At 67.4% G+C, this 26,412-nt stretch carries 21 protein-coding genes; 6 read left to right on the top strand and 15 right to left on the bottom strand.

Going from position 1 to position 26,412, the window contains the following annotated elements; translation table 11 throughout:
- Positions 1-43: 43 nt before the first annotated feature.
- From ruvA to ACSION_RS16275, 5 genes are all read right to left on the bottom strand, one after another.
- Positions 44-631 carry a Holliday junction branch migration protein RuvA gene (gene ruvA, locus ACSION_RS16295; RefSeq protein ID WP_093487640.1) on the bottom strand — a complete coding sequence of 196 codons (588 nt, stop codon included), beginning with the start codon at positions 629-631 and terminating at the stop codon, positions 44-46.
- A complete protein-coding gene (gene ruvC / locus ACSION_RS16290; protein ID WP_435306857.1) occupies positions 628-1,149 on the bottom strand; it encodes a crossover junction endodeoxyribonuclease RuvC in 522 nt (173 codons plus the stop codon). The genes ruvA and ruvC overlap by 4 nt, the downstream gene beginning before the upstream one ends.
- A gap of 9 nt (positions 1,150-1,158) precedes the next feature.
- Positions 1,159-1,905 (bottom strand): YebC/PmpR family DNA-binding transcriptional regulator, encoded by a 747-nt coding sequence (locus tag ACSION_RS16285; protein WP_435306856.1) that lies wholly within the window; start codon positions 1,903-1,905, stop codon positions 1,159-1,161.
- A 61-nt stretch (positions 1,906-1,966) separates the two neighbouring features.
- Positions 1,967-2,602 (bottom strand): esterase/lipase family protein, encoded by a 636-nt coding sequence (locus ACSION_RS16280; protein WP_435306855.1) that lies wholly within the window; start codon positions 2,600-2,602, stop codon positions 1,967-1,969.
- 43 nt (positions 2,603-2,645) lie between these two features.
- Positions 2,646-3,473 carry a cupin domain-containing protein gene (locus tag ACSION_RS16275; RefSeq protein WP_435306854.1) on the bottom strand — a complete coding sequence of 276 codons (828 nt, stop codon included), beginning with the start codon at positions 3,471-3,473 and terminating at the stop codon, positions 2,646-2,648.
- A gap of 122 nt (positions 3,474-3,595) precedes the next feature.
- On the opposite strand from ACSION_RS16275, the gene ACSION_RS16270 reads away from it, so the two are divergent.
- Together ACSION_RS16270 and ACSION_RS16265 are read left to right on the top strand one after the other, a co-directional pair.
- Positions 3,596-4,024 (top strand): organic hydroperoxide resistance protein, encoded by a 429-nt coding sequence (locus ACSION_RS16270; protein ID WP_056879650.1) that lies wholly within the window; start codon positions 3,596-3,598, stop codon positions 4,022-4,024.
- A gap of 41 nt (positions 4,025-4,065) precedes the next feature.
- Positions 4,066-5,007 (top strand): alpha/beta fold hydrolase, encoded by a 942-nt coding sequence (locus ACSION_RS16265; RefSeq protein ID WP_435306853.1) that lies wholly within the window; start codon positions 4,066-4,068, stop codon positions 5,005-5,007.
- A 266-nt stretch (positions 5,008-5,273) separates the two neighbouring features.
- Here ACSION_RS16265 and ACSION_RS16260 read toward each other — a convergent pair whose 3' ends face one another.
- From ACSION_RS16260 to aspS, 3 genes are read right to left on the bottom strand one after another with little or no spacing between them, the layout of a single operon-like run.
- The gene (locus ACSION_RS16260; protein WP_435306852.1) at positions 5,274-5,795 is read right to left on the bottom strand and encodes a GNAT family N-acetyltransferase; all 522 of its coding nucleotides are present in this window, start codon (positions 5,793-5,795) and stop codon (positions 5,274-5,276) included.
- Between the two features lie 2 nt (positions 5,796-5,797).
- Entirely contained in the window at positions 5,798-6,094 is a 297-nt protein-coding gene (locus ACSION_RS16255; protein WP_435306851.1) for a DNA primase, read from the bottom strand.
- Between the two features lie 14 nt (positions 6,095-6,108).
- Entirely contained in the window at positions 6,109-7,860 is a 1,752-nt protein-coding gene (aspS, locus tag ACSION_RS16250; RefSeq protein WP_435306850.1) for an aspartate--tRNA ligase, read from the bottom strand.
- Between the two features lie 159 nt (positions 7,861-8,019).
- Here aspS and ACSION_RS16245 point away from each other — a divergent pair, with 159 nt between their 5' ends.
- Positions 8,020-8,919 carry a DUF3011 domain-containing protein gene (locus tag ACSION_RS16245; protein WP_093487658.1) on the top strand — a complete coding sequence of 300 codons (900 nt, stop codon included), beginning with the start codon at positions 8,020-8,022 and terminating at the stop codon, positions 8,917-8,919.
- A gap of 15 nt (positions 8,920-8,934) precedes the next feature.
- On the opposite strand, the gene ACSION_RS16240 is transcribed toward ACSION_RS16245, so the two are convergent.
- From ACSION_RS16240 to ACSION_RS16230, 3 genes are read right to left on the bottom strand one after another with little or no spacing between them, the layout of a single operon-like run.
- The gene (locus ACSION_RS16240; RefSeq protein WP_435306849.1) at positions 8,935-9,591 is read right to left on the bottom strand and encodes a hypothetical protein; all 657 of its coding nucleotides are present in this window, start codon (positions 9,589-9,591) and stop codon (positions 8,935-8,937) included.
- A 44-nt stretch (positions 9,592-9,635) separates the two neighbouring features.
- Positions 9,636-9,965, bottom strand: a complete 330-nt coding sequence (locus ACSION_RS16235) for an FmdB family zinc ribbon protein (RefSeq protein WP_435306848.1) — start codon at positions 9,963-9,965, stop codon at positions 9,636-9,638.
- A 54-nt stretch (positions 9,966-10,019) separates the two neighbouring features.
- The gene (locus ACSION_RS16230) at positions 10,020-11,870 is read right to left on the bottom strand and encodes an ABC-F family ATP-binding cassette domain-containing protein (protein WP_435306847.1); all 1,851 of its coding nucleotides are present in this window, start codon (positions 11,868-11,870) and stop codon (positions 10,020-10,022) included.
- 203 nt (positions 11,871-12,073) lie between these two features.
- On the opposite strand from ACSION_RS16230, the gene ACSION_RS16225 reads away from it, so the two are divergent.
- Together ACSION_RS16225 and ybaL are read left to right on the top strand one after the other, a co-directional pair.
- Positions 12,074-14,479: a TonB-dependent receptor plug domain-containing protein gene (locus ACSION_RS16225; RefSeq protein ID WP_435306846.1), complete on the top strand. Its 2,406-nt coding sequence runs from the start codon at positions 12,074-12,076 to the stop codon at positions 14,477-14,479.
- Between the two features lie 158 nt (positions 14,480-14,637).
- Positions 14,638-16,326 carry a YbaL family putative K(+) efflux transporter gene (ybaL, locus tag ACSION_RS16220; protein WP_435306845.1) on the top strand — a complete coding sequence of 563 codons (1,689 nt, stop codon included), beginning with the start codon at positions 14,638-14,640 and terminating at the stop codon, positions 16,324-16,326.
- A 22-nt stretch (positions 16,327-16,348) separates the two neighbouring features.
- Here the strand turns inward: ybaL and ACSION_RS16215 are convergent, their stop codons facing one another.
- From ACSION_RS16215 to ACSION_RS16200, 4 genes are all read right to left on the bottom strand, one after another.
- Entirely contained in the window at positions 16,349-18,616 is a 2,268-nt protein-coding gene (locus tag ACSION_RS16215) for an EAL domain-containing protein (RefSeq protein ID WP_435306844.1), read from the bottom strand.
- 151 nt (positions 18,617-18,767) lie between these two features.
- Positions 18,768-21,356 (bottom strand): ATP-dependent chaperone ClpB, encoded by a 2,589-nt coding sequence (gene clpB, locus ACSION_RS16210; RefSeq protein WP_435306843.1) that lies wholly within the window; start codon positions 21,354-21,356, stop codon positions 18,768-18,770.
- 163 nt (positions 21,357-21,519) lie between these two features.
- On the bottom strand, positions 21,520-23,103 hold the full coding sequence (locus ACSION_RS16205; RefSeq protein ID WP_435306842.1) for a hypothetical protein: 1,584 nt from the start codon (positions 23,101-23,103) through the stop codon (positions 21,520-21,522).
- 73 nt (positions 23,104-23,176) lie between these two features.
- Positions 23,177-23,650 carry a DUF3574 domain-containing protein gene (locus ACSION_RS16200; RefSeq protein ID WP_435306841.1) on the bottom strand — a complete coding sequence of 158 codons (474 nt, stop codon included), beginning with the start codon at positions 23,648-23,650 and terminating at the stop codon, positions 23,177-23,179.
- 326 nt (positions 23,651-23,976) lie between these two features.
- Here ACSION_RS16200 and ACSION_RS16195 point away from each other — a divergent pair, with 326 nt between their 5' ends.
- Entirely contained in the window at positions 23,977-26,400 is a 2,424-nt protein-coding gene (locus ACSION_RS16195; protein WP_435306840.1) for a TonB-dependent receptor plug domain-containing protein, read from the top strand.
- The last annotated feature ends 12 nt before the right edge of the window (positions 26,401-26,412 follow it).

Genomic DNA, 26,412 nt, shown 5'->3' with positions numbered 1-26,412 from the left:
AAGGGTAGCGCTGCGGAAGTGAAGGGGTGCTCTAGAGCCGCGGTCAGCGCAGGGCCGACTGCAACGCCTTGCGGATGATCGTGGCGGCATCGTCGCCCGGCGCGGTCGCATCGCGCGCCATGCGGGTCGCCTCGGCCGGCTTGTAACCCAACTGTTGCAGGGCGATGGTCGCCTCGGACTGCGGATCGGCGGGCAAGGCGCTGATGCCGCCCACGCCAGTGCCCATCAGATCGGCGGCGCGGTCGCGCAGTTCCACCACCATGCGCTCGGCGGTCTTCTTGCCGATGCCCGGGATGCGCGTCAGTGCGGTGATGTCGCCGGCCTGCACCATGCGCGCGAACTCGTCGACGCTGGCGCCGGACAACACGGCCAGCGCGATCTTCGCGCCGATGCCGCTGACTTTCTGCACATCGCGGAACAGCCGGCGCTCGCCCTCGCGCAGGAAACCGTACAGCGACACGCTGTCTTCCTTCTGCGCGTAATGGGTGAACAGCAGCACTTCGCGGCCTACGTCGGGCAGGTCGTAGTGCGTGCTCATCGGCGCTTCCAGCTCGTAGCCCACGCCGCCCACGTCGATCACCAGCCACGGGGGCGACTTGTACGCCAGGATGCCGCGAAGACGTCCGATCATTTCCTGCTCCAGGCCAGTTTCGAACTCACGCCCAGGCGTTTCGCCGTGGCGCGCACGTGCGCATGGGTGATGGCGACGGCCAGCGCATCGGCGGCATCGGCCTGCAACTTGCCATGCAGGTTGAGCATGATGCCGACCATGTGCTGGATCTGGGTCTTTTCGGCGCTGCCGCGCCCCACGACGGCCAGCTTCACTTCCTTGGCCGCGTACTCGTGCACGGGCAGGTCGCGCAGCACCACCGCGCTGATCGCGGCGCCGCGCGCCTGCCCCAGCTTGAGGGCCGAATCGGGATTGCGCGCCATGAACACCTTCTCGATGGCGACTTCGTCCGGCTGCCAGGTGGTGATGATGGCGGTCAGGCCATCGAGCAGCACGCGCAGGCGCTGCGGGAAATCCTCCGCGCCCAGCAGCACCAGCGGCGCATGGTGGACATGGCTCACCTTGCCCGCCGCATCGACATCGATGATGCCGATGCCGGTGCGCTGGGAACCGGGGTCGATGCCGAGGATGCGGGTCACGGGGTCGGCTTACGCGTACGCGTCGGCGCCCAGGTCGGCGTTGGAATAGACGTCCTGCACGTCGTCCAGGTCTTCCAGCATGTCCAGCAGCTTCTTGACCTGCAGGGCCGTCTCGCCTTCCACGCTGATGTCGTTGTCGGCACGGAAGGTGATCTCGGCGTGGCCCGGCTGCAGGCCGGCGGCCGTCATCGCGTCCTTCACTGTCTGGAAGGCATCCGGCGTGGTGACCACGTCGATCGAACCGTCGTCGGGATAGACCACGATGTCATCGGCACCCGCTTCGATGGCCGCCTCGGTGATCCGGCTCTCAAATGAGGACGCATCATCGGCGCCCGGCGCGTAGCTCAACACCCCGAGGCGCTTGAACATGAAAGCCACCGAGCCTTCGGTGCCCATGTTGCCGCCGTGCTTGCCGAAGGCATGGCGCACTTCGGCCACGGTGCGCACGCGGTTGTCGGTGAGGCAGTCGACGATCACCGCAACGCCGCCGGGGGCGTAGCCTTCGTAGCGGATCTCTTCGTAGACCACGCCTTCGAGTTCGCCGGTCGCCTTCTTGATGGCGCGCTCGATCACGTCCTTCGACATGTTCGCCGCCAACCCCTTGTCCACCGCCACCCGAAGGCGCGGGTTGTTGGCAGGGTCGCCACCGCCGGCGCGGGCCGCCACGCCGATCTCGCGGATGATCTTGGTGAAGATCTTGCCGCGCTTGGCGTCGGTGGCGTTCTTGCGGGCTTCGATGGACGGGCCTCTGCCCATGGTGACTTCCGGAGTGCTCAGACAAGGGCGCGGATTATACGCGTCCCCATGCGGGCCCCGGTCATGCGTCCGTGAAGCGCCCTTCGCGCAGGAAATGCGCCGCCTGGCGGGCCGCATCGGCCGAGAACACCAGCCCGGTATGGCTGGCCGGCACCACGCAGTGCGCCGCCAATCCCGGCAGCCGGGTTTCGTCCAGGCCCACCGTGCCATCGGACGCCCCGTCGAAGCGGGTGAGCAGCCGGCCGATGCCACGCGCGACGTCGCCCGCCACCATGCCCACCGGAACCGCGCCCTGCCAGGGCGGGCAGCCGGCCTGCAGCAGCGCGCCGCTGCGCCCGAGGATCGGCGAGGTCCAGGCGCGCTGGCCCAGGCTGCGTGCGGCACCACTGCCGAGCAAGGGAGAACCCAGGCAGACCATGCGCTGCACCGGCAGGTCGGGCGCTCGCCGCAAGGCTTCCAGCCCGATCAATCCGCCGAGGCTGTGGCCGACCAAGTGGGTCGGCGGCCCGCCCTGCAGACGCTGGATCAGTGCAGCGATGGCGGGTTCCGGCCCGCCGAGGATGCTCGGATAACCGAACACGTCCACTTCGAAGCCTTCATGCCGCAAGCGCCGCGCGAGCGGCGTCAGCCAGGATTTCGCATTCCAGATGCCGTGCACCAGCACCACGCGCGGCGCCGAGTCTCGTCTGTTCGTCATGCGCAGAAGTGTCGTCGAAGGGATGGCGGCCTGCCAGCGTGGCTCAATGCGCGGCGGCCTGCTGCTTCCACGCGCGCGGCGACAACCCGCTGTGCGCCTTGAAGGCGCGCGACAGCGCTGCTTCGCTGCCATAGCCCACATCGGCGGCCACCACCTTCAACGGCTTGCCGTGGCGCAGCGCTTGCTGCGCCAGGCCCACGCGCCAGCCCTGCAGGTACTGGCCCGGCGTCGTGCCGAGCGCTTCGCGGAACTGGGTGGCGAATACGCTGCGCGACATCCCGGCCACGCGTGCCAGCTCGTCCAGGGTCCACTCATTCGCCGGTGCTTCGTGCATCGCCACGATGGCGTTGCGCAGGCGCGGGTGCGACAGACCGGCCAGCATGCCGCCCTTCACTTCGCCGGTCTCCATCAGCTGGCGCAGCACCTGGATCATCACGACCTCGAACAGCCGGTTGACCAGCGCCGTACGTCCGCAGCGTTGGGTGAAGGCTTCTTCGAACAGCAGCGGCAGCACGTCCTGCGCCCCGTGCAGGGTTTCCAGCGGCAGACACACCACGTCGGGCAGCGCGGCGCTGATCGGATTCTGCGCGCCGCCTTCGAACCGCACGTTGGCGCAGGCCATCTCGGCCCCGCGCGTCGCATCGCTGACGAAGCGATGCGTCATCGCGCGTGGATAGAGCAGCAGGCTGGGCGCATCGATGCGCAGCGAGGTGGCGCCATGGAACACCTCCAGCGGCCCGCGCTGGATGAGGTGCAGCTGGCCCACGCCGGGCTCCGCCTCCAGCGTGTTGATGCCGCACAGCGCACCGGCGTGGAAGACCTCCGCCGACACCGAGAACCGCTCCAGCAGGACCTCAAGCCGGTCGACCATGGCAATACTCCAGATCAAGTTTTCAGGATTCTACATCACCAACAGTCCCATTTGGGGGCGCAAAGTACACCTCACCGGACGGCCACCCGCCCCGGACCACCCACCTTCCCAGGAGCACCGCCATGTCCATCGAAAAGATCCTCTACACCGCCACCGCTACCGCCACCGGCGGCCGCGAAGGCCAGGCCACCTCGTCCGACGGCGTGCTGGCCGTCAAGTTGTCCACCCCGCGCGAGCTGGGCGGCGCCGGCGGCGACGGCACCAACCCGGAACAGTTGTTCGCGGCCGGCTGGTCGGCCTGCTTCCTGGGCGCGCTGAAGTTCGTCGCCGGCAAGCAGAAGGTCGCCCTGCCCGCCTCCACCACGGTCACCGGCAAGGTCGGCATCGGCCAGATCCCCACCGGTTTCGGCATCCAGGCCGAACTGACCATCGCCGCCCCGGGCATCGAACGCGAACAGCTGCAGGCCCTGGTCGACGCCGCCCACATCGTCTGCCCGTACTCCAACGCCACGCGCGGCAACATCGACGTGACGCTGGTGTTGGCCGACTGATCCTCCTTCCTGACCCACCACCCTTTGCAGGAACCGCACCCATGAACGTTTTCACCCGCACGATCGCCGCCACGCTGCTGGCCGTCGCCACCCAGGCCAGCTTCGCCGCACAGTCCGCGCCCACCACCGCCCCGGTCGCCGTCGAACGCACCGCGAGCACCCTCACCACCGCCGACGGCGTGCAGCTGTACTACAAGGACTGGGGCCCGAAGAACGGCCCGGTCGTCACCTTCAGCCACGGCTGGCCGCTGTCCTCGGACAGTTGGGAATCGCAGATGATCTTCCTGGCGTCGAAGGGCTACCGCGTGGTCGCCCATGACCGCCGCGGCCACGGCCGTTCGAGCCAGCCGTGGGACGGCAACGACATGGACCACTACGCCGACGACCTAGCCACGGTGATCAACACGCTGGACCTGAAGGACGTGACCCTCGTCGGCTTCTCCACCGGCGGCGGCGAAGTGGCGCGCTACATCGGCCGCCACGGCACCAGCCGCGTCAAGAAGGCCGTGCTGATCAGCGCCGTCCCGCCGCTGATGCTGAAGACCGCCGACAACCCGGGTGGCCTGCCGATCGAGGTCTTCGACGGCCTCCGCAAAGGCTCGCTGGACAACCGCGCGCAGCTCTACAAGGACATCGCCTCGGGCCCGTTCTACGGCTTCAACCGCCCCGGCGCGAAGCCCTCGCAGGGCCTGGTCGACAGCTGGTGGGCGCAGGGCATGCAGGCCGGCCACAAGAACACCTACGACTCGATCGCCGCGTTCTCGGCCACCGACTTCCGCGAAGACCTGAAGAAGTTCGACATCCCCACCCTGGTGATCCACGGCGACGACGACCAGATCGTCCCCCTCGACGCCTCCGGCAAGGCCTCGGCCCAGCTGATCAGGGGCGCCCAGCTGATCGTCTACCCCGGCGCACCCCACGGACTGACCGATACCCACAAGGACCGCGTCAACCAGGACCTGCTGACTTTCCTCCAGAAGTAAGCGGAACACCGAAAACAGCAACGGCCGCTAACGCGGCCGTTTGCTTTTTTACTTTCAACACCCGTGTCGTCGCCAGACCCGAAGGGCGGCGGACAAGGATGTCCGCCGTTTTCCGCCTCGCCAGGAGGGCGAGTCGGAAAATCCCGATAGCGGTGACCGGATGGGATTGCTTCGTCGAGAAAGACGCTTTCTTTTGGTGACTTTTCTTTGCGTCACCAAAGAAAAGTTACCCGCTGGACCGCAGGGCCAGCGGAACGCTCTTCGCGTCACGACTCCGCGGAGGCTTCACGCCGCAGGATGAACTCGTCATCCAAGGTCTTCCCCACCGCGAACTTGTATCCCCCCACCCGCTCGAACCCCTGCCGCTCATAGAACCGCTGCGCACCGAAGTTCTCCGACCACACCCCGATCCACAGCGTCCGCGGCCCGTCCTTCAACAACCACCGCTCGACCTCGGCGAACAGCTTCCCGCCCCACCCACCGTTCTGGTGGGACGCCAGCACGTACAACCGCTTCAGCTCGCCATCGCCCTTCACCACGTCCGCATGCGGCAACCCGCATGGCCCGGCGGCTGCATGCCCCACGGCCACGCCATCGGCTTCGAGCAGCCACACCGCGTAATCCGGGTGCGACAGGATGATCCGCTGCTTGTCGACGTCATAGGCGTCGGTGAGGAATGCCGAAAGATCTTCCGCCGGATACAGATGCCCGAAGGTTTCCGTGAAGGTGCGCGACGCCAGGTCCGACAGGACCGCGGCGTCATCGGCGGTGGCGCGGCGGATCTGCACGCTTACGCGTCCTCTTCTTCCTCTTCCTCTTCGTCCGCCTCGTCTTCTTCGTCGGCGTCCTCGTCTTCTTCCTCTTCGTACTCTTCTTCGTCTTCTTCTTCGTAGTCGTCTTCGCCGAAGTCCTCGCCGTCCCAGCGGCCCTGGCCGTCCGGTACGAAGGTCACCGCCATCGCGGCCGGCGACGTGCCGACGCGCACCAGCCAGCCACCGAACACGCGCGCGCGTTCCGTCACCAAGCCCGCATCGGCGCCTTCATTGCCCAGGCGTTCCCATTCCAGCGAAAAAGCGTATTCCGTCATTGCGTGTTTCTCTCTCAGTCTTTCTTCGGACGTACTTGGATGTGGACTTCAGCCAGCTGCTCGTCCGGGATCGGCGACGGCGCACCGGTCATCAGGCACTGCGCGCTGGTGGTCTTGGGGAACGGGATGACGTCACGGATCGACTCGGTGCCCGCCATCAGCGCCGCGATACGGTCGATGCCGAACGCGATGCCGCCATGCGGCGGCGCGCCGAAGCGCAGCGCGTCCAGCAGGAAGCCGAACTTGGCTTCCGCCTCTTCCGCACCGATGCCAAGCAGCTCGAACACCGCGCTCTGCATGTCGGGGCGGTGGATACGGATCGAACCACCACCGATCTCGTTGCCGTTCAGCACCATGTCGTAACCGCGCGATACCGCCGTCTTCGCGTTCGCACGCAGATCGCCGATGTCGTCCACCGCGGGCGCGGTGAAGGGATGGTGGAGCGCGACATAGCGCTGCGCCTCGTCGTCCCATTCGAACATCGGGAAGTCGGTGACCCACAGGGGCTTCCAGCCGTCCTGGACAAGGCCGAAGTCCTTGCCGGCCTTCAGGCGCAGCGCGCCCATGAAGTCGCTGACCTTGTTGTAGCCGCCCGCACCGAAGAACACGATGTCGCCGTTGCCTGCGCCCACGTGCTTCACCAGCGCCGCAAAGGCGTCTTCGGCGAAGAACTTCTGGATCGGCGAGCTGACCGCGCCAGCCTCGTCGATCTTGATGTAGGCCAGGCCCTTGGCGCCGTACTTGGCGGCGTGCGCGGCGTACTCGTCGATCTGCTTGCGGCTGAGCGACGCCCCGCCCGGGATGCGCAGCGCAGCCACGCGGCCGTCCGGATCGTTCGCCGCGGCGGTGAACACGGCGAACTCGCTGGACTTCACCAGTTCGGCCACGTCGACCAGCTCCAGCGCGATGCGCAGGTCCGGCTTGTCCGAGCCGTAGCGACGCATCGCTTCGGCCCAGGTCATGCGCGGGAATTGCGCGTCCAGCTGCACGTCCATCACCTCGGCGAAGATGTCGCGGATCATGCCTTCCACGGCGTCCTGCACGTCGCGCTCGCGCACGAACGCGAACTCCATGTCGAGCTGGGTGAACTCGAGCTGGCGGTCGGCGCGCAGCGCTTCATCGCGGAAGCAGCGCGCGATCTGGTAGTAGCGGTCGAAGCCGGCCACCATCAGGATCTGCTTGAACAGCTGCGGCGACTGCGGCAGTGCGTAGAACTCGCCCGGGTGCATCCGCGCCGGCACCAGGAAGTCGCGCGCACCCTCGGGCGTGGCCTTGGTGAGGATGGGCGTTTCGATGTCCTGGAAGCCGCGCGCATCCAGCCAGCGGCGCAACGCCTGCACCAGCCTGATACGGGTGCGCTGCTTGCGCTGCATGTCGGCGCTGCGCAGGTCCAGGTAGCGATACTTCAGGCGCGTCTCCTCGCCCGGGTTCTCGTGGTGGTGGAAGGGCAGCGGATCGGCCTTGTTGAGCACGGTGATCTTCGTGGCGATCACTTCCACCTGGCCGGTGCGGATCTTGGTGTTGACGGCCTCGCGCGCACGCACGACGCCCTCGATCTGCAGCACGTCCTCGTAGCCCAGCGAAGCGGCCACCTTGAACACCTCGGCATTGGACGGGTCCACCGTCACCTGCACGATGCCTTCGTGGTCGCGCAGGTCGATGAAGCAGACGCCGCCGAGGTTGCGGGCGACATCGGTCCAGCCGCACAGGGTCACGGTCTGGCCGATCATGGCCTCGTCGACGAGGCCGCAGAAATGGGTACGCATGGGGGCTCCACTGGGGTTCGGACCGGGGCCGGGACATTCCGCGGCCGGGACAGGCCGGTCAAGCCGCGTAGTTTACCCCGTCCCCCGCCCGCCGGCCCCACCCCTGCACGGGCTTAACGACCCCGGCGTATGCTGGCGCCTCCCTAGGAGGGTGCCACCATGAAGAAGCCGTTGTTGCAGTCCGTGCTCGTACTGTTGCTGGCCCTGGTGGCCGGCAGCGCCGTCGCTCAGGTCGGTACGCGGGCCTATGCGCCCGAGAACCTGCGCCAGTTGTCCGTCCAGGACCAGACGCGCGTGATCAGCCTGGAGTACTCCGAACAGTCCCGCGGTCGCCGCATTCCGGACGACCAGCTCCGCTTCTACCTCGACCAGGTCAACCGATCCAACTGGACCTTCAGCCGGATCAAGCAGGACATCGCACAGTCGCTCGGCGGCAACAGCGGCGGATGGAACCCGAATCCGCCTTCCAACGGCAACACCATCCTGTGCGAGAGCAAGAGCGGCGACGCCAAGCGCTGCACGCCGCCGTGGCGCGGACAATCGCGCTTGGTGCGGCAGCTCTCCAACAGCCGCTGCGAGGAGGGCGCGACCTGGAGTTCGCAGGATGGCCTGATCACAGTGTGGAAGGGCTGCCGGGGCGAGTTCGCCCAGGGCGTCGCTGCCGGCGGAACGATCCGCTGTGAAAGCACCGACGGCCGCGGCCGTACCTGCCGTACACCGTGGAGCGGTCATTCGCGCCTGACCCGGCAGTTGTCGAGCGCCGCCTGCGTCGAGGGCCGGAGCTGGCAATCGCAGCAGGGCCAGGTGTACGTCGGCAATGGCTGCCGCGCCGAGTTCGCGCCACGCGTGGGCAGCGGTGGCGGTTCCAGCAACTACTCGGTGACCTGCAGCAGCGAAGACAACCGCCGCAAGACCTGTGCCTACGACCCGCGCCAGGGCCGGCCGATCCTGTTGCAGCAGATCTCGAATACCAGTTGCCGTGAAGGCTACAGCTGGGGTTACACCGGTACGCAGGTGTGGGTGGACCGCGGCTGCCGCGGCCGCTTCGGGCCGCGCTGAGCGATCCCTACGGATTCAACCGCCGGCGCCCCAGGGCGCCGGCGGCAGTTCGACCGGCGCGGTGAGGTCGAATTCCACCCGGAACAACCGGCCGTTCGGCCGGCTCAGTTCGTAGACGAAGGTTTTGCCGGGCACCAGTTCCATCGCCCAGGTATTCGTCACCGAGGCCGCCAGGCCTTCCCGTTTGAACATCACGATCGAATCCGCATCCACCGGGAACGCCTGCCGCTGCGTGCTACCCGGCTCGTCCGTGTCGCCGCCGTACATCGTCACCGCGTCCGCACTGCCGTCTTCGTGGCGGTGATCGTGCTTCAACCGCAGGCCGGTACCCGTGCGCGTCAGCACCCAGGTGCGCGAATGGTCATCGCCGACGTGGAAGGGAATGCGGATCTCGCGCGTCGGGTCGCTGCATCCACGCACATGCATGACCAGCGCCTTGCCCTCGAAGGGGTCAGGGGTGGTCGACGCAGGTTGGTTGGCCGTGATGCGGCCGGCAAAGGCCTTGCCGCACAAAGGCTGCAGATTGGAGAAGAACTGGGCGGAAGGCTCGGTGACGTAAAGAGGCAACGGAGACTGATCGAACTTCTCCGACACGCCGTAGCGTGGCTCCGGCTCGGCCTTGCAACCCGCGGTGCATAACGCCAACAGCACCAGCGCGTGAATCCCGTTCATGGCGTTCCCTTGTCGGATGAAGGACGCCACCTTACCGCGTCGCCTCAGGACGAAGACGACGGCGTCGCCGGTTTCGATTCCGTCTTCGCCGGCGCGCTTTCGGTCTTCGCCTGCGCCGACTCGGCGGGCTTGGACTCGCTGGACGGCTTTGCGCCTTCGCCGCCATCGGCGAGGTTGCGCTTCTTGTCGCCATCCTTCTTGAAGTCGGTCTCGTACCAGCCGCTGCCCGCGAGGCGGAACGACGGCGCCGTCAGCTGCCGCTTCACCGACGGTGCGCCACACGACGGGCAGGTATCGGGGTCGGGATCGGACAGCTTCTGCAGGCGGTCGAAACTATGGCCGCACTGGGTGCATTCGAAGGCGTAGATGGGCATGGCGGTTAAAAGGCGTCGTGACGAGGGCGGGTATGGGGTTGGAGGCGGGCCGGATCAAGCGTCGTCGTACAGCGCGGACCAGGCTTCCTCGGCTTTGGCCAGCTGCTGCTGCAGCGCTTCGCGATCACGGCCCAGGCGTGCGGCGAGGTCCGCGTCCGCATAGCTCTTCGGATCCGCGAGTTGCGCGTCCACCTCGGCCAGCTTGCCTTCCAGCTCGGCGACCTTCGCCTCGGCGGCGGCCAGTTTCACCGGATTGACCTTGCGTGCGGGCGCTGGGGCCGGCTTGGGCGCAGGCGCGGGTTCGCTGCGCAGCGGTTTGCTGCCCTGCGCGGAGGCGCGCGTGCGCAACCAGGCGGCGTATTCGTCCAGGTCGCCATCGAACGGCTCGACCACGCCATCGGCCACGCGCCAGAACGTGTCGCACACCAGGCCGATCAGATGGCGGTCGTGCGACACCATCACGATGGCACCGTCGAAATCGCTGAGCGCTTCGGCCAAGGCTTCGCGCATCTCAAGGTCAAGGTGGTTGGTGGGTTCGTCGAGCAGCAGCACGTTCGGCTGCTGCCAGGCGATCAGCGCCAGTGCCAGGCGGGCGCGCTCGCCACCGGAGAATCCGTCCACCGGCTCGAACGCGCGATCGCCGGGGAAATTCCACTTGCCGAGGAAATCACGGAACGACTGGTTGCTGCCGTCCGGCGAGATGTCGCGGAAATGGTCCATCGGCGACTGGCCTTCATGCAGCGACTCCACCGTGTGCTGCGCGAAGTAGCCGATGCGCAGGTCCGGGTGCGCCATGCGGTCGCCCGCCATCGTCGGCAGCTCGCCGACCAGGGTCTTCACCAGCGTGGTCTTGCCCGCGCCATTGGGACCGAGCAGGCCGATGCGCTGGCCCGCTTCGAGGCCGAAGCCGACATCGTGGAGGATGACGGCGTCGCCGCCGTAACCGGCCTCGACATGGTTGAGGCGGATCAGCGAGAACGGCAGCTTGGCCGGTTCGGCGAACTCGATGCGGAATTCGCGCTCCGCGCGCACGGCCTCGGTGCCCGCCAGTTTCGCAAGGCGCTTCATGCGACTCTGTGCCTGCGCGGCCTTCGACGCCTTGGCCTTGAAGCGGTCGATGAAGCTCTGCAGGTGCGCGCGCTCGGCCTGTTCCTTCTCGTGCGCGATCTGCTGCTGGCGCAGCTGTTCGGCGCGCTGGCGCTCGAAGTCGGTGTAGCCGCCGGTGTACAGCTTCGCGCCTCCGCCATGCAGGTGCAGCGTGTGGGTCGCGACGTTGTCGAGGAACTCGCGGTCGTGCGAGATCAGCAGCAGCGTGCCGGGATACTTCAGCAGCCACTGCTCCAGCCAGAGCACCGCGTCCATGTCGAGGTGGTTGGTGGGTTCGTCGAGCAGCAGCAGGTCGCTGGGCATCATCAGCGCGCGCGCCAGGTTCAGGCGCACGCGCCAGCCGCCGGAGAACGACGATACCGGGCGATGGTGCGTATCGGCCGGAAAGCCTAGGCCGTGCAGCAGCTTGCCGGCACGCGCCTCGGCGTCGTAGGCACCGAGTTCGGCCATCTTCTGGTGCGCGTTGGCGACCGCCTCCCAGTCCTCGCGCGCGGTCGCATCGGCCTCGGCCTGCAGCACCGCCGCGACTTCGGTATCGCCGCCCAGCACGAACGACAGCGCGGGGTCGGGCAACGACGGGGTCTCCTGCGCCACGCTGGCGATGCGTACCTTGCCGGGCAGGTCGAGGTCGCCCTTGTCGGCTTCCAGCTCGCCCTGCACGGCGGCGAACAGGCTGGACTTGCCCGCGCCATTGCGCCCCACCACGCCCACGCGGTAGCCCGCGTGCAGGGTCAGGTCGACGTTGGACAGCAGCAGGCGCTCACCACGGCGGAGCGCGAAATTACGAAGGGCAATCAAGAAACAACCTACGGGGATTTGGGGGAGAGCGGCCGCGTAGTTTATCGGTAGCGGGCCGCATCACAGTTGTTAAGAATCCATTGACATCCATGTCATAGGGCGGTAACAAAGACGTTGATGCACCGCACAAAAGTGATTTCAGCCGCAACTTTCCTGCCACCATCAGCCTCGCTGCGCCGTCCTTCCATCCCGTTGGAGCCACCATGACCCGCAAGCTTTCGCCACTCACCTTCGCCATCGCCCTGGCGCTCGCCGCGCCTGCCGCCCTGGCGCAGGAGACCAGCCCGCCGTCCGAAGCCCAGACCCTCGACACCCTGATCGTCACCGGTACCCGCGTGGCCGACCGCACGGTGGCCGAATCCACTGCACCGATCGACATAATCACGCCCGACGTCCTGGAATCGACGGGCACCGTGGAACTGGCGACGGCGCTGTCGCGCGCCGTGCCCTCGCTGAACTTCCCGCGCGCCGCGATCAACGATGGCACCGACGCGATGCGGCCCGCGCAGCTGCGCGGCCTGGCGCCCGACCACACGCTGGTGTTGGTCAACGGCAAGCGCTACCACCCGGGTGCGCTGGTCAACGTCAACGGCAGCCAGGGGCGCAGCTCCTCGCCGGTCGACCTCAACTCGATCCCGATCTCCGCCATCGAGCGCGTGGAAGTGCTGCGTGACGGTGCCTCCGCGCAGTACGGCTCCGACGCCATCGCCGGTGTGATCAACATCGTGTTGAAGGGCGCGGGCAGCGGCGGCAGCGTCAGTCTGACCGGCGGCGGCTACAGCGCAGGCGACGGCCGCCAGTACCAGGCCCTGGCCGATGCCGGCTTCAAGCTCGGCGAGAGTGGCAAGGTGCATTTCGCCGCGCAGGCCGGCCACCAGGACCAGACCGACCGTGCCCGTCCCTTCCTGGGCACGGTGACGGCCACGAGTGCACCGGGCGGCAAGGTAGTGCAGCGCTACGGCGATCCGGAAGTCGACAACGCTTCGTTCCTCTACAACGGCGACGTCGATATCACGGACTACCTGAGCTTCTATTCCTACGGCCTGTACACCCGGCGCGAAACGCTCTCCAACGGTTTCTTCCGCCCGGCCGGCGACTCGCGCAACATCCCGTCGATCTACCCGGACGGCTTCCTGCCGCAGATCTTCAACACCTCCACCGACGTCAGCGTTTCCAGCGGCATCAAGACGTCCACCGATGGCGGCACCAACATCGACATCAGTTACACCTTCGGCTCCAACGAGCTGGAGTTCGACATCCGCAACACCCTCAACCGCAGCCTGGGCCCGACTTCGCCGACGCAGTTCTACGCCGGCGCCCTGGAACTCAAGCAGCACGTGCTGAACTTCGATTTCAACAAGCAGCTGGACTGGGGCCTGGCCTATCCAGTCACGCTGTCCTACGGCGCGGAATGGCGTGGCGAGAAGTTCACCATCGGCGCGGGCGAACCCGGCTCGTACATCAATGGCGGCGTACTGATCGGCGGTGCGCCGGCGCCCTCCGGCGCGCAGGTGTTCCCGGGCTTCCGACCGAGCGACAGCGGCAGCTTCGACCGCAACAACATTTCGTTCTATGCAGGCCTGGAAGGCGACCTGACCGAGAAGCTGTCGGCGGGCGTCGCCGTGCGCTACGAGGACTACAGCGACTTCGGCGACACCACCACCGGGAAGCTGACCGGCCGCTATGCGTTCACCGACGCGGTCGCGCTGCGCGCAACCGTCTCGACCGGTTTCCACGCGCCGTCGTTGCAGCAGCAGTACTACCAGACCACGTCGACCAACTTCATCGGCGGCCTGCCCTTCGACCTGGTGACGTTCCGGGTGACCAACCCGGCCGGCATCTCGCTCGGCGCCGAACCCTTGAAAGCGGAGGAATCCGAGAATCTCAGCCTCGGCTTGGTGCTCACGCCGATCGAGAACCTGTACGTGACCATCGACGCGTACCACATCAAGGTCAAGGACCGCATCACGCTGTCGGAAAACCTGACCAGCACCGCGGTACGCACCTGGCTCAACACGCACGGCTTCCCGGACGTCGCAGGCGGCCGCTACTTCACCAACGCGCTGGACACCACCACCAAGGGCGTGGACATCGTCGGTACCTACAAGTGGGCGCTGGCAAGCAGCACGCTCGACTTCACCACAGGCTACAACTACAACAAGACTTCGATCGACCGCGTGGCGGAGAATCCTGCCGCGCTTGAAGCCATCGACCCGACCGCGCTGCGTTTCGGCCGCGTGGAGCTGGGCCGGTTCGAAGTGGGCTCGCCGCGCGACAAGTTCTTCCTCAACGGCATCTGGACCAAGGGCGGCTTCAGCGTCAGCACCACCGCCACGCGCTATGGCGAGTTCACCATCCTCAACGCCAACCCGGTGCTGGACCAGACCTTCGGCGCGAAGTGGCTGCTCGACCTGGCCTTCAGCTACAAGACCGGCGGTTGGCAGTTCACGGTGGGTGGCGACAACGTACTGGACGAGTATCCGGATGAGAGCCTGTTTATCTCCCCGGCACTGAACACCTCGACCACCGGCCAGTTGCCTTACCCGTCCCAGAGTCCGTTCGGATTCAACGGCGCCTACGCCTACGGCCGGATCAGCTATACCTGGTGAGCCAAGCGCACCACGCGATACCGGAACGCCCCGCCCCGCGCGGGGCGTTTCCGTTATGGCGGGCCTCCACCGTCGCAACGACGCATCCGCGCCGGTTTGCGGCATGGCCGCCGCATCGGCGACACTCGACCGATCACGCCGAGGAACCGCGCCATTCGATGCACCATGACACCGACCTGATCAACATCATCGCGGTAGGCCTCGCCCTGGCCTTCGTGCTGGGCGCGCTCGCGCACAAACTGCGCTTCTCGCCGCTGGTCGGTTACCTCATCGCAGGCATCTTCGTCGGGCCGTTCACGCCGGGCTTCGTCGCCGACCAGGAACTGGCCAACCAGTTGTCGGAACTGGGCGTGATGCTGCTGATGTTCGGCGTGGGCCTGCACTTCTCGCTGGAGGACCTGCTGGAGGTCAAGGCGATCGCCATTCCCGGCGCCATCGCGCAGATCGTGGTCGCGACCGGGCTCGGCTGGGCGCTGGCCTGGGGCATGGGCTGGACGCCCCTCAACGGGTTCGTGTTCGGCCTGGCCTTGTCGGTGGCGAGCACCGTGGTGCTGCTGCGCGCGATGGAGGAGCGTCGCCTGCTGGAAACGAAGCGCGGCCGGATCGCGGTGGGCTGGCTGATCGTCGAAGACCTGGTGATGGTGCTGGCGCTGGTCATGCTGCCGGTGCTGGCCTCCACGTTCGGCCCGGAGAACGGCGGCGAGAAAGCGACCTTCGGTGGCTTCATCGTCGCGATCGCGTGGACGCTCATCAAGCTCGGCGCGTTCGTCGCCTTCATGCTGCTGGTCGGGCGGCGGGTGATCCCGTGGACGCTGGAGAAGATCGCCGCCACCGGTTCGCGCGAGCTGTTCACCCTGTCGGTACTGGCGATCGCGCTGGGCGTGGCGTTCGGCTCGGCCACGCTGTTCGGCGTGTCGTTCGCGCTCGGCGCCTTCTTCGCCGGCATGCTGCTCAACGAATCGGAGCTCAGCCACAAGGCCGCCAACGACTCGCTGCCGCTGCGCGACGCGTTCGCGGTGCTGTTCTTCGTCTCGGTGGGCATGCTGTTCAACCCCGCGATCCTGCTGGCGCATCCGTGGCAGGTGCTGGCCACGTTCGGCATCATCGTCATCGGCAAGTCGCTGGCGGCGTTCTTCATCGTGCGCGCGTTCAAGCACCCGACCGGCACGGCATTGACGATCTCGGTCAGCCTGGCGCAGATCGGCGAGTTCTCCTTCATCCTCGCCGCCCTGGGCGTGTCGCTGAAGATCCTGCCGCCGGATGGCCGCGACCTGATCCTCGCCGGCTCGCTGCTGTCGATCATCGCCAACCCGTTCCTGTTCTCGTGGCTGGACCGCTGGCAGAAGAAACAGGAAGCCCTGGCGCCGCTGCCCGCCGAACCCGAGGTGCCACCCGGCCCGTCGCTGGACGTCACCGACCACGCCATCATCATCGGCTACGGCCGCGTGGGCAGCGAGCTGGCGCGCGTCCTGCGCGACCGCGTCGTACCGTTGATCGTCATCGACGACAACGGCGACCATGTCGCGCGTGCGCACGATGCCGGCATCCCCGCGATCCGCGGCAGCGCCGCCGCCGACCGCGTATTGGCCGAAGCGCATCCCGAGCGCGCGAAGATCGCGGTACTGGCGATCCCGCAACCGCTGGAAGCCGGCGAGGCGCTGGCGAAACTGCGCGCGATCAATCCCTCGCTGACGCTGCTGGCGCGCGCCCACAGCGAAGGCGAAGTGAAGCACCTGCTGGAACACGGTGCCGACGGCGCGGTGCTCGCCGAACGCGAACTGGCGTTCTCGCTGGCGGAAATGGTGATGTCCACCCCGCCCTACCGCCCGCAGCGCCCCGCGGCCTGATTCCGCGGGCTGATTCCGCGGGCTACTCCCCGGACGCGGCCGCCTCGGCCGTGGTTTCGGCGAGCACTTCCGACAACGGTCGCGGGGCGCCGTACAGATAGCCCTGCACGCGCTGCACGCCGATCTTGCGCAGGCAATATTCGGTGTCTTCGTCTTCGACGAACTCGGCCACGGTTTCCGCACCGAAGGCCCTCGCCACGGCCACGGATGCCTGCACCACGGCGTAGTCCTTGCCCAGCTGCGCCACGTTGCGCACGAAAGAGCCGTCGATCTTGATGACGTCCACCGGCAGTTCGCGCAGGCGCGCGAAGCTCTGCATGCCGGTGCCGAAGTCGTCGATGGCGATCCGGCAACCCAGCGCACGCAGGTCGGCCAGCAGGTGGCTGGCCGCCGCGGTGTTGGAAATGGCCGCCGTCTCGGTGACTTCGAAGCACAGCGCACTCATCGGCAACGGCGAGCCGGCCAGCAACGTGCGCAGCTCCACCTGGAAGCTCATCGAGGCAAGACTCTGTCCGGTGAGGTTGATCGCGATCTCCCGGCAGTGCGGCAGCGCCGACGGCGACTTGCGCAACAAGCGGAACAGCGCGCGCACCACCGCCAGGTCGAGCTCGGCGCCACGACCCGCCGCCTCGAGCGGCGCCATGAAGCGGGCCGGCGACATGATCTCGCCGCGTTCGTCCAGCAACCGGCACAGCACCTCGCCGCTCAGTGCGCGCGGATCGGCGTCGCCACCCGGCGCCAGGTCGCGGATCGGCTGGAAGTACAGCACCACGCGTTCGTTGCGCAGGCTGGCCAGCGCTTCGGTGGCGTCGTGCAGCTGGCGGCGATGCGAGCGCCGCATCTGCGTGTCGCCGACATCGCTGTAGCGCGGGCGCAGTTCGCCATGGTGGCGCGCCTCGAAGGCGAGGTGCGACGCGGTGACCACGGCGTTGTCCACGACGCTCGCCTGGGTGCCGTTGAAGGCGGCCACGCCCAGGTACGGCAGCAGTCGGATGGGCTGGCCGCCGACATCGATTTCGGCGTGTTCGACGCGCGCCATCACGCGTTCCCACAGGTCCGGATCGCCGCCGGGCTTGGGCAGCAGGGCGAACTGGCCGGTACCCACGTAATAGGTTTCGACCTGGTCCTCCAGCCGGCGCGCCACGGCATTCATCGCCTGCGCCTGCGTATCCAGGCCGAAACCGGCCACCAGCGTGTCGGTCTGGTCGAGCAGCAGGTAGCCGAGCTCGGTGCGCGACAACGGCTTGGCCACGCGCTCACGCAGCGCCTTGAGGTTGGGCAGGCCGGTGATCTGGTCGCGCAGGGTCTCGGCCGAAAGGCGCTCGGCCAACTCGTAGCGGTCGCGATGGGTCAGCCACAGGTACATCATCGCCAGCAGCAGGATGTTCACTTCCAGCGTGATGTGCAGCAGGTTGAAGAAACCCACCGCGCTGTTGGCGTACTCCGCGGTGCCCGCCACCATTCCCACCAGCAGCAAGAGGGTCAACGACAGCGCCGCCATCGCCCAGCGGGACGACAACCGCAGCATGCCCCAGCCGAGGACCAGCAGCAGGGCGAAGCGGTAGTCCATCAACACCAGCTCGGGTGCCGCCACGCCGGTATTGAAGGCGCGGCGCACCAGCACCGCCGCCCACACGCTGGCCGCAAGGCCCGCCCCCAATGCGATGGGCCACAGCCAGTGCGAGGCCGCATCCATGCGCGGCGCGGGATGCCCTCGCTCGCGCCACGCCACCACCAGCGGCAGCGTCACCACGGCCACGCCGAACTGCTTGGCGAAGAACATCTGGAAGACGGTGCTGATCGCTGCGGTCGATGTGGACACCGCCGCAATGCTGAAGCCCACCAACGCGAGCATCAGCGGATACAGCAGCAGGCCGATCGCGGCGAAGCGGATCAGGTCGCGCCGTTGCACGCGCTGGCCCGGCTCGCGCGGCCACCCCGCCCAGTGGGCGCAGATCAGACTCCAGGCAAAGGTGAACAGGTAGCTGGCCGCGCCCCAGGCCAATATCAGGCTCGGCTGCCAGGCATCGAAATGGAGCTGGCGCACCGTCCAGCCCGCGAACGTCAGCAGGAAACAGCCGGCGACCACGCGGCGATCGCGCTCGAGCATGGCGATCGCCAGCAGCAGGCCGGCATGGAGATGGATCAGAGAAGCGTCGGACTGCTGTCCGAAAAAGTCGATGCGGTAGCTGACCGGCACCTGCTGCAGCAACAGGCACAGGCCGCCGAGCAACAGCACTCTCGTGCTGACGCCCAGGCCACGCGCCTGGCTGTCGGCGTGGTCACCCATGCATGCGGATCCTGTATGTTGCCTCCCCCCGGCGCCGTGCATCCTGACACGGAAACGCGAATGCGGGGAGTGCTGCTGTGTGGCGCAGCACCTTCACGCATTACCCAAACATGCCGGCGGACCGTTCATCGGTCCGCCGGTGATCACGACCTCAGCGTGCTGCGCGATCGAACTGCAGGTGGCCGCCCGTGGCATGCACACGCACGCTGTCGCCGGGACCGAACTCGCCCGACAGGATCTTCTGCGCCAGCGGGTTTTCCAGTTGCGCCTGGATCGCGCGCTTCAGCGGGCGCGCGCCATACACCGGGTCGAAACCGACGTTGCCCAGCAGCGTCAGCGCCGAGTCGTCCAACTCCAGCACGATCTGGCGTTCGGCCAGGCGCTTGGCGAGGTAACGCGTCTGGATACGCGCGATCTCGCGGATCTGCGCCTTGTCCAGCGGATGGAACACGACGATGTCGTCCAGCCGATTGATGAACTCGGGCCGGAAGTGCGCCTGCACCACGCCCATCACCGCCGCCTTCATCTGCGTGTAGCTCTCGGGCGTGTCGTCCGACAGCTCCTGGATCAGGCTGGAGCCCAGGTTGGAGGTCATCACGATGACCGTGTTGCGGAAATCCACCGTGCGGCCCTGCCCGTCGGTCAGCCGACCGTCGTCCAGCACCTGCAGGAGGATGTTGAACACGTCCGGGTGCGCCTTCTCGACCTCGTCGAGCAGGATCACGCTGTAGGGACGACGACGCACGGCCTCCGTCAGGTAGCCACCTTCCTCGTAGCCCACGTAGCCCGGGGGTGCGCCGACCAGGCGGCTCACCGCATGCTTCTCCATGAACTCGCTCATGTCGATGCGGACCATCGCGTCGCTGCTGTCGAACAGGAACTCGGCCAGCGCCTTGCACAGCTCGGTCTTGCCGACACCGGTCGGGCCGAGGAACAGGAACGAGCCGCTCGGACGGTCCGGATCGGAAATGCCGGCGCGCGAACGACGGACCGCGTCGGACACCACCTTGATCGCCTCTTCCTGGCCGATCACGCGGCCGCGCAGCGACTGCTCCATCTGCAGCAGCTTCTCGCGCTCGCCCTCCAGCATCTTGCTGACCGGGATGCCGGTCCAGCGGCTGACGACCTCGGCGATCTCCTCGTCGGTGACCTTGTCCTGCAGCAGGCGGAAGCCCTTCTGCTCGGCCTCCTGCGCGGCCGACAGCTGCTTCTCCAACTCCGGCAGCTGGCCGTACTGCAGCTCGCTCATCCGCGCGTAGTCCTGTTTGCGCTGCGCGGCCTCAAGCTCCAGCTTCGCGCGCTCGATCTGCTCCTTGATCTTCGTCGCACCGGTCAGCGTGGCTTTCTCGGCCTTCCAGATTTCCTCCAGATCGTTGAACTCGCGCTGCAGCGATTCGATCTCGGTTTCCAGATCGGCCAGGCGTTGCTTCGACTGCGCGTCCTTCTCCTTCTTCAGCGCCTCGCGCTGGATCTTGAGCTGGATCAGCCGCCGCTCCATCCGGTCCATTTCCTCCGGCTTGGAGTCGATCTCCATGCGGATGCGGCTGGCGGCTTCGTCCATCAGGTCGATGGCCTTGTCGGGCAGCTGGCGGTCGGCGATGTAGCGGTGGCTCAACTGCGCGGCCGCGACGATGGCCGGGTCGGTGATCTCGACGCCGTGGTGCACCGCGTACTTTTCCTTCAGGCCGCGCAGGATGGCGATGGTGTCCTCGACACTGGGCTCGCCCACGAACACCTTCTGGAAGCGGCGCTCCAGCGCGGCGTCCTTCTCGACATACTTGCGGTACTCGTCCAGCGTGGTCGCGCCGATGCAGTGCAGTTCGCCACGCGCCAGCGCGGGCTTCAGCATGTTGCCGGCATCCATCGAACCCTCGGCCTTGCCCGCGCCGACCATCGTGTGCAGCTCGTCGATGAAGAGGATGATCTGGCCTTCGTTCTTGGCCAGGTCATTGAGCACGCCCTTCAGGCGTTCCTCGAACTCGCCGCGGAACTTGGCGCCGGCGATCAGCGCGCCCATGTCGAGCGACAGCACGCGCTTGCCGCGCAGGCCCTCGGGCACTTCACCGTTGACGATGCGCTGGGCCAGGCCTTCGACGATGGCGGTCTTGCCCACGCCGGGCTCGCCGATCAGCACCGGATTGTTCTTGGTGCGGCGCTGCAGGACCTGGATGGTGCGGCGGATTTCCTCGTCGCGGCCGATCACCGGGTCCAGCTTGCCGATCTCGGCGCGCTCCGTCAGGTCGATGGTGTACTTCTCCAGCGCCTGGCGCTGGTCCTCGGCATTCTCGGACTGCACCTTCTCGCCGCCCCGCAGGCGGTCGATGGCGGCGCGCAGTTTCTGCTTGTCGGCGCCGCTGGCCTTCAGTTCCTGGCCCGCCGCCCCGCTGTCGTCCAGCGCGGCCAGCAGGAACCATTCGCTGGCGATGTAGGTATCGCCGCTGTCCTGCGCCAGCTTGTCGGTGACGTTGAGCAAGCGCGCCAGGTCGTTGCCGATGGACAGGTTGCCGGCCTGGCCGGTCACCTTCGGCAGCTTGTCGAGCGCTTCGCCCAGCCGCTCGCGCAACACGGGCACGTTGACGCCGGCCTGCGCCAGCAACGGGCGCGTGCTGCCGCCCTGCTGTTCCAGCAGCGCGGTGAGCACGTGCACCGGTTCGATCATGGTGTGGTCGCGGCCCACGGCCAGCGACTGCGCGTCGGCCAGCGCCTGCTGGAAACGCGAGGTCAGTTTGTCCATCCGCATCGGAAGAATCTCAAGGGAAGTGGAGGCCGGCGAACGCCAGCCGATGCTACCCAGATGCGGTTAAGCGCCGGTGTTTCAAGACCTGCTGAGACCAGGGTTCACCGTAGGGTGGGCCTTGGCCCACCGCTTGCGCACGTACCGGAACGGCGGGCCAAGGCCCGCCCTACGGCTTCTTCTGGAGGGACAGCGCGGCCAGCAGCACCGCCAGCGCGGCGTACGCCCCGGTGAACTGCCACAGGATGGTCGCGCGCAGGCCTTCGACGTCCCATGGCAGGTAGATGCCGCCGCGCGGATCGACCGAATGGATGATGCCGAACAATGTCAGCACTGCGTCGACCAGCAACGCGACGACCGCGCGGCCATTGCGGCCGTCGATCATCGCCACCAGCGCGGTGGTCCAGATCATCGCGGTGATGATGAAGCCGTTGCCCAGGGTGACGATGGTGGCCAGGTCCGGCAACCCGTGCCCGTCGACACCTTCGTACAGGCCGGCGAAGTGGTCGGGCGCGATCCACGCCGGGTTGCCGAACTTGATCGTCAGCAGGTACGCCACCGACGGCAGGAAGCCCAGCGCCACGGCGATGGCATGTTTCCGCGGGGTTTCGGTGAACGCCTGCACGGTGATGTCCAGGCCCACGTAGACGATGATCGGCGCCAGCACCGCCACCGGCAGCCACTGCACCAGGCCCGACACGTAGCCGAGCACGCCGCCGAGGCCGATGAAGATGCCCGTCAGCAGCGTGTAGCCCTTGCGCGCGCCCATGTGCTTGTACGCGGGCTGGCCGATATAAGGCGTGGTCTGCGCCACGCCGCCGCAGACACCGGCGACCAGCGTGGAGACCGCTTCCGCCAGCAGCACGTCGCGCGTGCGGTAGTCGTCGCCCGCGGCGCGCGCGCTCTCGCTGACGTTGATGCCGCCAACGACCATCAGCAGGCCGAACGGCAGCAGCAGCGGGAGGTACGGCACGGTGTAGCCCAAACCGTCCAGCCAGCCCAGCGTGGGCAACGGCAGTGTCAGCGCGAGCGGCACCGCATCGGGCACCTTGAAGCCGGGCGCGCCCAGGCCGGCGAGACCCAGCCCGTAGTACAGCGCGGTGCCGACGATGAAGGCCAGCAGCACGCCGGGCAGCTTCACCGGCAGCTTGCCCTTCGCCACCAGCACGTACAGCAGCAGGCCGAAGGTGACGAAGCCGACGATGGGCTGGCGCAAGGTTTCGATCAGCGGCAGGAAGCCGAGCAACGTCAGCGCCGCGCCCCCGATCGACCCCAGCAGGCCCGCACGCGGCACCGCGCGCGTGACCGCATCGCCGAAGAACGAGAGCACCAGCTTCAGCACGCCCATCACCACCAGCGCGGCCATGCCGAGTTGCCAGGTGGCAGTGGCCGCCGTCTGCTCGTCCATGCCTGCCTGCTTGAAGCCGACGAAGGCCGGGCCCAGCACCAGCAGCGCCATGCCGATGCTGGTCGGCGCATCCAGGCCCAGCGGCATCGCGGTGACGTCATCGCGGCCGGTCTTCGCGGCCAGGCGATGCGCCATCCACGTGTAGATCAGGTTGCCGACCAGCACGCCCAGCGCGGTGCCCGGGAACATCCGGGTGAACACCACCTCGGCCGGGAACTGGAAGATGCCGATCAGCGCGGCGGCGATGAAACCGAGGATGGACAGGTTGTCCACCACCAGGCCGAAGAAGCCGTTGAGGTCGCCGGGTACGAACCAGCGGCGCACGGGAGAAGCCGATGCGGTCATGGAGTCGGGAATCAGTGGGGTGGGCGGGAAGCCGCCAGCATAAGCGCCCGCGCGATCGGCGGGCGCACCGGGTTCAGAACGATACGTCCACCGCGTGGCGCGACCACAGCACCGACTGGTGGCCGGTGGCCTGCTTCCACGCCAGGCGGATTGCCTCGATGTCGGCGCGGCGCTGCGGCGTGTCCTCGTGCAGCACCACCAGCACCTTGGTCTTCAGGCGGTTCGGCTCGCCCGCGCCGCGGAACAGCCACTGGCCATACGCGTCGAAGACGGTCAGCCCGTCGGGGAAGCGCGCGGTCACTTCCTTGTCGAGGAAGGCGCGCCAGGTCGCTTCGCTGATCGGTTCGGCTTGCGGCCGGTCCGCCGGGCCGGTTTCTTCGCCCACGCCGAAATACAGCTCGCTGCGCACCCAGCCGGCGGCCTGCGCGGGGCGCAGGGCATCGCCCTGCAACGACGAGGTGGCCGACGACGCATCGGCGCTGCGCACGCTGGCGCATCCGGACACGGCCAGCAACGCGGTGGCCAGGAAAAGACTTCTCAACAGCATGGGGAACTCCAGGGGGGACGCGTACTGTCGACGGACATCATCGCGCATCGAAATAACCGCTGGGAATGACGACATGGGATCACGCCATGGTCGATGACGGTCATGCCAGGGAACCGGCGCGGTATGGTGCCGTCACCCCGGCGCAATCCACAGACCGGGAACGACGACCCACACGACACTTCTTGTCCCGATGCCGATCGCACGACCCGTAGCCGCCCGCGTCCCTCCTGGTCTCTCCCCCCGTGGGACCGGCGGCTGCGGCTGTCGTTGCCGCTGAACGCATCCGTCGTCCGCATTCTTCCGTAGCCAGCCCCCCAGGAGTTCCCATGTCCCGCCTTACCGTGGCGCCGCTCGGCGCTGCCATCGCCTTCGCGCTCGCCCTTCCCGCCTTTGCCCAGCAAGCCCCCGCCGAGGGCGCCACCGACCTGGACGCCGTGATCGTCACCGGCACCCGCGCCACCGACCGCACCGCGCTGGAATCCACCTCGCCCATCGACGTGCTGACCGCCGAGGACATCCGCAAGGCGGGCGTGCTCAACGGCGAACTCGGCAGCGCGCTGCAGGCGCTGCTGCCTTCGCTGAACTTCCCGCGCCAGTCCAACTCCGGCGGCGCCGACCACATCCGCGCCGCGCAGCTGCGCGGCCTGAGCCCCAACCAGGTACTGGTGCTGGTCAACGGCAAGCGCCGCCACACCAGTGCGCTGGTCAATACCGACAGCAAGATCGGCAAGGGCAACACCCCGGTGGACTTCAACGCCATCCCGGTCAGCGCGATCAAGCGCATCGAAGTGCTGCGCGACGGCGCAGGCGCCCAGTACGGCTCCGATGCCGTGGCCGGCGTCATCAACGTGATCCTCAACGACGCACCGGAAGGCGGCGCCTTCGAAGCCAGCTATGGCGCGCACCACACGAAGGTGGAACCGATCGACCAGACCGTCACCGACGGCCAGAGCGGCTTCTTCAGCGCGCAGGTCGGCGACCGCATCGGCGACGGCGGCTTCTTCCGGGTCGGCCTGGAGTACAAGCAGCGCGAGGGCACCAATCGCGCCGGCTTCGACCAGATTCCGTCCTTCGAGGAGCAGACGCCCGACAACCTGGCCCTGGCCGGCCAGCGCAATTACGTGCTGGGCGACGGCAGTTCGCGCGACATCAACGCATGGCTCAACGCGGCCGTGCCGCTGGGCGAATCGGCCGAGCTGTACGCCTTCGGCACCTACCACCAGAGCGATACCGAGGGCGCCAACTATTTCCGCTACCCCGATGGCGTGGCGAACTGGAAGGAGGTGTATCCGAACGGCTACCGCCCGATCTCGGAAGGCGACAACCTGGACCTGGCCGGCGTGGCCGGCGTGCGCGGACAGTGGGGCGACTGGGACTACGACGCCAGCCTCAACCACGGCCGCAATGCATTCACCTACCGCCTGCGCAATTCACTCAACGCATCGCTCGGCCCGACCAGCCCGACGCGCTTCAAGACCGGCGATTACGAATCCGGCCAGACCCTGTTGAACCTGGACATCAGCCGCGTGTTCGGCGCGCATACGTTCGCCACCGGCGTGGAGGTCCGCCACGAGACCTTCGAGACCGGTGCCGGCGATCCGGCTTCGTACGCAGCCGGCCCCTACACCGATCGTCCGACCGGTTCGCAGGCCGGTGGCGGACTGACGCCGCAGGACACCGCCGACCTCGACCGCGACGTATCCAGCGTCTACGCCAGCCTCAGCAGCCAGTGGGGCGAGAAATTCACCACCGACATCGCCGCGCGCTACGAGCACTACGACGACTTCGGTGGCGAGCTGACCGGCAAGCTCGCCGCCCGCTACGAATTCGCGCCCGCATTCGCCCTGCGCGGCTCGGTGTCGAACAACTTCCGCGCTCCATCGCTGAGCCAGATCGGGTTCGAGTCGACCTCAACCGGCTACGACGCGTCCGGCCAGCTCACCCAGGGCCGCCTGTTGTCGGTGAACAATCCCATCGCCCGCGCACTCGGCGCGCAGGACCTGGACCCGGAGAAGTCGCTGAACCTCAGCCTGGGTTTCACCAGCCGGATCGGCGAGCACTTCGACGTCTCGCTGGACGTGTTCCGCATCGACATCGACGATCGCGTGGCGCTCACCGAGCGCATCGGCGGCGACGCGCTGACGGACTTCGTGCTGGACAACTTCGGCGTGCCCGGCGTGCAGAGCGCCAACTTCTTCATCAACGCCGCCGACACCCGCACCGAAGGCGCCGAAGTGGTGGCCAACTGGCGGCAGGCGCTGGGCGACGGCAACCTGCTGCTGACCGGCGCTTACAGCTACGCCAAGACCGAGCTGAAGAACATCGCGTCCACGCCGGCCGAACTGCTCGCCATCGACCCGAGCTACGTCTTGTTCGGCGTGGAGGAGAGCAACACGCTGACCGACGCCGCACCGCGGACGCGTGGCACCTTCACCGCCACCTGGGACAACACGCACTGGTCGCTGCTGGGCCGCGTGAGCCGCCATGGCAGTGCCAAGCGCGTGTTCAATTTCGGCGGCGGCTTCGAGCCGGAACAGACCTACGCCGCCGAGTGGCAGCTGGATGCGGAAGTCGAATACCGCTTCTCGCCGAAGTGGAGCGTGGCGCTGGGTGGCTTGAACCTGACCGACGAGTACCCGGACCTGTCGAACGAAGACATCTACTACTTCGGCAACCTGCCCTACGACGTGCTGTCGCCCATCGGCAGCAACGGCGCGTACTACTACACCCGGGTGCGCTACACCTTCTGACATCCACGTGCA

This window comes from Pseudoxanthomonas sp. LjRoot125 (assembly GCF_964252705.1).
Taxonomy (GTDB): domain Bacteria; phylum Pseudomonadota; class Gammaproteobacteria; order Xanthomonadales; family Xanthomonadaceae; genus Pseudoxanthomonas_A.
The sequence above is the reverse complement of the archived record's forward strand: the minus strand, read 5'-3'. Positions and strand labels throughout refer to the sequence as shown.

Excerpts from the sequence above, each read along its gene's own strand:
- ACSION_RS16285 (WP_435306856.1), bottom strand. The coding sequence starts at position 1,905 with ATGGGCAGAGGCCCGTCCATCGAAGCCCGCAAGAACGCCACCGACGCC.
- ACSION_RS16235 (WP_435306848.1), bottom strand. The coding sequence starts at position 9,965 with ATGCCCATCTACGCCTTCGAATGCACCCAGTGCGGCCATAGTTTCGAC.
- ACSION_RS16195 (WP_435306840.1), top strand. The coding sequence starts at position 23,977 with ATGTCCCGCCTTACCGTGGCGCCGCTCGGCGCTGCCATCGCCTTCGCG.
- ACSION_RS16265 (WP_435306853.1), top strand. The coding sequence starts at position 4,066 with ATGAACGTTTTCACCCGCACGATCGCCGCCACGCTGCTGGCCGTCGCC.
- ACSION_RS16245 (WP_093487658.1), top strand. The coding sequence starts at position 8,020 with ATGAAGAAGCCGTTGTTGCAGTCCGTGCTCGTACTGTTGCTGGCCCTG.
- ACSION_RS16255 (WP_435306851.1), bottom strand. The coding sequence starts at position 6,094 with ATGACGGAATACGCTTTTTCGCTGGAATGGGAACGCCTGGGCAATGAA.
- ACSION_RS16205 (WP_435306842.1), bottom strand. The coding sequence starts at position 23,103 with ATGACCGCATCGGCTTCTCCCGTGCGCCGCTGGTTCGTACCCGGCGAC.
- clpB (WP_435306843.1), bottom strand. The coding sequence starts at position 21,356 with ATGCGGATGGACAAACTGACCTCGCGTTTCCAGCAGGCGCTGGCCGAC.
- ACSION_RS16270 (WP_056879650.1), top strand. The coding sequence starts at position 3,596 with ATGTCCATCGAAAAGATCCTCTACACCGCCACCGCTACCGCCACCGGC.
- ruvA (WP_093487640.1), bottom strand. The coding sequence starts at position 631 with ATGATCGGACGTCTTCGCGGCATCCTGGCGTACAAGTCGCCCCCGTGG.
- ACSION_RS16215 (WP_435306844.1), bottom strand. The coding sequence starts at position 18,616 with ATGGGTGACCACGCCGACAGCCAGGCGCGTGGCCTGGGCGTCAGCACG.
- ACSION_RS16225 (WP_435306846.1), top strand. The coding sequence starts at position 12,074 with ATGACCCGCAAGCTTTCGCCACTCACCTTCGCCATCGCCCTGGCGCTC.
- ACSION_RS16240 (WP_435306849.1), bottom strand. The coding sequence starts at position 9,591 with ATGAACGGGATTCACGCGCTGGTGCTGTTGGCGTTATGCACCGCGGGT.
- ACSION_RS16200 (WP_435306841.1), bottom strand. The coding sequence starts at position 23,650 with ATGCTGTTGAGAAGTCTTTTCCTGGCCACCGCGTTGCTGGCCGTGTCC.
- ybaL (WP_435306845.1), top strand. The coding sequence starts at position 14,638 with ATGCACCATGACACCGACCTGATCAACATCATCGCGGTAGGCCTCGCC.
- ACSION_RS16275 (WP_435306854.1), bottom strand. The coding sequence starts at position 3,473 with ATGGTCGACCGGCTTGAGGTCCTGCTGGAGCGGTTCTCGGTGTCGGCG.
- aspS (WP_435306850.1), bottom strand. The coding sequence starts at position 7,860 with ATGCGTACCCATTTCTGCGGCCTCGTCGACGAGGCCATGATCGGCCAG.
- ACSION_RS16280 (WP_435306855.1), bottom strand. The coding sequence starts at position 2,602 with ATGACGAACAGACGAGACTCGGCGCCGCGCGTGGTGCTGGTGCACGGC.